The sequence below is a fragment of the Bacillota bacterium genome, assembly GCA_023511835.1.
Lineage (GTDB): Bacteria > Bacillota > Sulfobacillia > JAIMAT01 > JAIMAT01 > JAIMAT01.
The window spans coordinates 1-4,114 of sequence record JAIMAT010000127.1; the positions used below are offsets into that span (position 1 = coordinate 1).

4 protein-coding genes are annotated in these 4,114 nt (G+C 74.9%); 2 read left to right on the forward strand and 2 right to left on the reverse strand.

Going from position 1 to position 4,114, the window contains the following annotated elements:
• Both K6U79_11205 and K6U79_11210 read right to left on the reverse strand, forming a co-directional pair.
• On the reverse strand, window positions 1–278 hold a 278-nt coding region (locus K6U79_11205), incomplete at its 3' end, for a hypothetical protein (protein ID MCL6522920.1).
• A gap of 118 nt (window positions 279–396) precedes the next feature.
• Window positions 397–1,584 (reverse strand): MFS transporter, encoded by a 1,188-nt coding sequence (locus tag K6U79_11210; GenBank protein ID MCL6522921.1) that lies wholly within the window; start codon window positions 1,582–1,584, stop codon window positions 397–399.
• Window positions 1,585–1,667: 83 nt separating this feature from the next.
• On the opposite strand from K6U79_11210, the gene K6U79_11215 reads away from it, so the two are divergent.
• Complete coding sequence (locus K6U79_11215) at window positions 1,668–3,164, forward strand: PIG-L family deacetylase (GenBank protein ID MCL6522922.1); 1,497 nt, start codon at window positions 1,668–1,670, stop codon at window positions 3,162–3,164.
• 291 nt (window positions 3,165–3,455) lie between these two features.
• The coding region (locus K6U79_11220) for an arginine deiminase (protein ID MCL6522923.1) at window positions 3,456–4,114 on the forward strand (659 nt) is incomplete at its 3' end.

Here is a 4,114-nt window from a genome sequence, read left to right on the forward strand (position 1 = left end):
GCCTGCTGGACGCCGAGCACCAGCACCGTCACCGGCGGCAGGTCGCCCGCCACCGCCTTGGCCAGCGTCGCCGCCGCGCCGCGGGAGCCGCCGGGCTGGGAACGGAGCCAACCCCAGGCGGTTCCCGCGACCAGCAGGGCCAGGAGGCCGGCGAGGAGCAGGCGCCCGCGGCGGCGGAGGCGACGGCGCGGGCGGGGGCCCTCCGCTCCGCGCCGCGGCGGCAGCGCAAGCGCACTGGCTTCCGAGGTGCCGGGCCGGTCCCGGTGCGCGTCGTTCACGTGCGATCCCCCTCGCATCCACATCGGTCGACGGCCCGTCCACTTCGACGTCCGGTGGACAGGCGAACGCCTCTACTTTAGCGCTTCGTTCGACGGAGACCGACCCCGCGGGCGGCCTTCAGGCAGAAAGAGGAAGGAACCAGAGAAGCGCCAGGAGTCCCGCCAGTCCGGCGGCCAGGTCGAGAAGACCGTGGAAGCCGGCGTGCGCCAGCGCAAGTCCGGCCAGGCCCGGGCCGAGGGCGAAGCCGGCGTCCTCCACGCTGGAGGCGAGACCGAAGCCGGCAGGCCCCAGCTCCTCGGGGAGGGCGAGGGCCAGCCAGCCGTTCCAGGTGACCACGGCCGCCCCGTAGCCGGCGGTGGCGGCCAGCACGGCCAGAAGCCAGGCCAGGGGGCGGCGCGAGAGGGCGGCGAGGAGAAGGCCGAGGGCCAGAAGAAGGGCGCTGGCGCGCAGGAGAGGGAGAGGGCGCGCAACCCCCGCGACGCGCCCGCCGCCCACGAAGCCGGCGAGGAGCCCGCCGGCGCCTGCGGCCGCGAGAAGCAGTCGCTGGCCCGCGGGGACGAGGCGAAGCAGTCGCGGGAAGTAGGGGACCAGGGCGCCGGGCAGCATGGCCAGGCCGGACATGAGCAGGAGCGACCGGGCCAGGCGGCGGGCCAGCGACCAGGCGGGAGGAACCCCGCCGGCCGGCCGGACCGGCGCGCCGGCCAGCGCCGTCGAGGCGGCCCCCTCGGCGGCCGGCGGCCGGGCGACCCGGCGGAGGGTGACGGGCATCAAGAGCGCCGCGCTCACCCCCATGACGAGGAGAAAGGGCCGGGAGAGCGGGGGTGGCAGGAGCAGGACGGCCAGGTAGCCGGCGGCCGAGCCGGCCACCCAGGCGCCGAAGGCGGGCCCCTGCCCGAAGCCGGCCTGCCCTTCGTAGGCGTAACCCGACTGCGCCAGGGCCAGGGGCCAGACGGGCGCGCCCCCCACCCCCGTCAGAAGGGCGCCCGCGCCCAGAGCGGGGACGCTGCGAGCTGTGGCGAGGAGCAGGCTGCCCGCGGCCAGGAGGAGGGGAGCGACCCAGAGGAGCGCGCGACCGTGGCGACGGGCCCACCAGCCGGCCAGCGGCTTGGCGGCCGTGTCGGCCAGGTAGGCCAGCGAGACCAGGGCGCCTGCCGCGCCGACGCCGATCCAGCGCGCCGCATGCAGGGGCAGAAAGGCTAGCAGTGCCGCGCTCCGCGCGGCCTCCACCCAACCCAGCTCCAGCGCCGCCAAGGCCGCGGCCGCGAAGGCCGCCCGCCCGGTCGCCTCGCCCGGACGCGCTCCCATGTACATCCCCTTTCGACCCGATAGTCTACCTTTTGGCAAGGAAGGGTCGGGCGCGTACGCTGTTCTTCGACGGAGGGATCGCCGTGGGCCGCTGGTGGCAGATAGCGGCGGCAATAGCCGTCGGTCTCCCGCTCCTGCTCGGGATTCCGCTGCCTGCGGGCCGACATCGCCAGGCCAGCGCCGCCCCGCGGCCCCTGGAGATTCGGCGGCTGGGCAGCCGGATCCTGGTCCTCGCCCCCCACCCCGACGACGAGGTGCTGGGCGCCGGAGGGCTCGTCGAAAGCGCCCTCCGGGCTGGCGACCAGGTATGGGTGGCGGTGGTGACCAGCGGCGAGAGCTCGACGCCGGCGGCCGTCCGCGCGCTCCATGTGGCGCACCCCACGCCCGCCGACTTCGCGCGTCTGGGGGCGTTGCGCAGGGCCGAGAGCCGGGCGGGCACCCGCGTGCTGGGACTTCCTCCCTCGCATCTGGTCTTTCTGGGTTACGCCGACGGGAGCCTGACGCCGATCTGGACGGGCGCCTGGGACTGCCGTCACCCGCGCGTGAGCGGCCGAACGCACGTCGCCTACAGCCTTCTCGCCTCCGGCTTCGACCCGCATGCCGCCTACTGCGGGCCCCGGCTTCTGGGCGACCTGGAGCGCTTGCTCCTCGAGGTGCGTCCCGACACCGTCGTCCTGCCCGATCCGGCCGACCACCATCCCGACCACGCCGGGTTGGCCGACTTTGCCTGGGCGGCGGTGATCGCCTACGACGGTGCACGGCCCGCGGGCGCTCCGGAGCCGCAACTTTTCGGCTACCTGGTCCACTACCCCGGCTGGCCGGGCCGCTGGGGGCTTGAACCGGGCCTGTCGGAGAGCCTGCCCACGCCCTGGACGGGCGGACCCGCCGGCTGGTACCGGCTCCCGTTGACGCCGACGGAGACGGCCCGCAAGGGGCAGGCGCTCCTCCGCTACCGGAGCCAGCTGGCGGTCTCCCGGCCCTTCCTGGAGGCCTTCGTGCGCAGCGACGAGCTCTTCACCCGGCGCGCCGCCGTCCTCCGCCTGGGCTCGTCCTGGCTCGAGCTGGGCCAGGTGCGGGCGCTCGGCAGCACCTTCCGCTTCGCGCCCGGCGGGCCCCTGCCTCGTCTCGTCCGCGTCAGCCGCTACGCCGGGCCGGCCACGACGCTCTCGGCCCGTTCCGCCGGGGCCGGGAGGATCGAACTGCGCCTCTCGGGTCCGGGCTGGACCCGGAGACGGCTGGAGATCCGTCTCTTCGCCTGGCAGGTTCGACCCGGCGGGCCGGACCGTCGGCTCGTCCTGGAGTGGCGGGACGGCCGCGCCAGCCTCTCCGGCGACGGGGCGCCCGCCGGCCGGGACGCCCGCTGGCAGTTCTCCGGACAGGAGCTGAGGTGGAGCTTCGACGCCGGCGGAGCCCCCTGGCAGGTGGCGGCGAGCCTCCTGGAGAGAGGGCGTCTGGTGGGCACCACCTCCTGGCTGGCGGTCTCGGCCCCGGCGGCGCCGGCGCATCGGTCCCGGCCGCTGCCGGTCCGCCCGCCGGCGAGATGGGTCCGCAGCGCGGCCCGGCCGGCGGGGGCGGTCTGAGCCGCCGAAGCCGGCGAAAGTTCATGCAGTTGCGCGCCGACGGGCGCCGGGCCCCCGGGCCGGGGGAGGGTCCGGGGAGGCCCGAGACGGCGCTACCTTACATAAGTTTCTGGCCCGGGACCTCCCGTTTCGCACTGAAAATTTATGCGACACGAAACCCGAAACCCGCCTGGGAAGCGGGATCCCGGCGAGTGCCGACGATTGCGCGGGGAGAGGCGGTCAGGCTAAACTTTTCGCGCGAGCTGCGTCGGCACTTGGCAGTCGCTCCTCCCCAGGAAGGGCGTGAGACGCATGCCGAGCCCCCTCGCCAGCCGGCAGGTGCGGCTCTTGGTCACCTCCGAGATCGGCCGGCTGAAGGCCGTCCTCCTCCACCGCCCGGGGCGGGAGATCGAGAACCTGACGCCGGACCTGCTGCGCCGCCTGCTCTTCGACGACATCCCCTACCTGCCGGCGATGCAGGCCGAGCACGACGTCTTCGCCGAGCTGCTGCGGCGGCGCGGCGTGGAGGTCCTCTACCTGGAGCACCTGGCGGCGGAGGCGCTGGCCGAGGAGCGCGTGCGGCGGGAGTTCGTCGACCGCCTGCTGGACGAGAGCCAGGAAGTGGCCGGCGACTCGTCCGGCTTCCTGCGCGACTATCTCCTCTCGCTCCCGCCGGCGGAGATGGTGGAACGGGTGGTGGCCGGCGTGCGCAAGGAGGAGCTGCGCAAGCCCAGGAGCCACCTCCACGAGTGGATGTCCGACACCCACCCCTTCTACCTGGACCCCATGCCGAACCTCCTCTTTACCCGCGACCCGGCCGCGGTCATCGGCCGGGGGGTGGCCGTCCACCGGCTCCGCTACGAGGCGAGGCGGCGCGAGTCGCTGTTCATCGACCTCGTGGTCCGCCATCACCCCGCCTTCCGGGAGGCGGGCGCGCCGCTCTGGTTCGAGCGGACGGAGCGCTTCCCCCT

Bases quoted from the DNA above. Each gene is read 5' to 3' on its own strand.
- K6U79_11210 (MCL6522921.1), bottom strand. From the start codon at position 1,584: ATGGGAGCGCGTCCGGGCGAGGCGACCGGGCGGGCGGCCTTCGCGGCC.